This window comes from Falsihalocynthiibacter sp. S25ZX9 (genome assembly GCF_041205405.1).
Lineage (GTDB): Bacteria > Pseudomonadota > Alphaproteobacteria > Rhodobacterales > Rhodobacteraceae > Falsihalocynthiibacter > Falsihalocynthiibacter arcticus.
Map to the genome: position 1 here is coordinate 1 of NZ_JBGFCD010000168.1, position 320 is coordinate 320.

Here is a 320-nt window from a genome sequence, read left to right on the forward strand (position 1 = left end):
GGGCTTACAGTTTTTTCCAAACAAACCAGCAGCGCTGGCGGAAATTCGGCGCGTGCTCAAAGCGGGTGGGAAACTCAAACTAACCTGCTGGAGTGCGGTTTCACCGTTTAACGTAGCGCTGTCCGAAGCTTTAGCCGATCATGTTGGCGAAGCTGCATCTAACAAAGCAAAAGCGCCGTTTTCTTTCCGCGATGCGGATGTAATCACGTAACTTTTTGAAGAAGTCGGTTTCGTCATTGAGGCCCATCAAAAAATTGTACTTGAACGGCGGTTCGAAAATCTTTTCGAACAGATTATGGCGTTGCCTGTGGAAAAGGACT

The 320-nt window shown here is 48.1% G+C and carries 1 protein-coding gene; it reads left to right on the forward strand.

The features are described from left to right. Nucleotides 1–211: hypothetical protein (locus AB9F29_RS21750; protein ID WP_369757228.1), on the forward strand; the 211-nt coding region annotated here is incomplete at its 5' end. Nucleotides 212–320 lie beyond the last annotated feature (109 nt).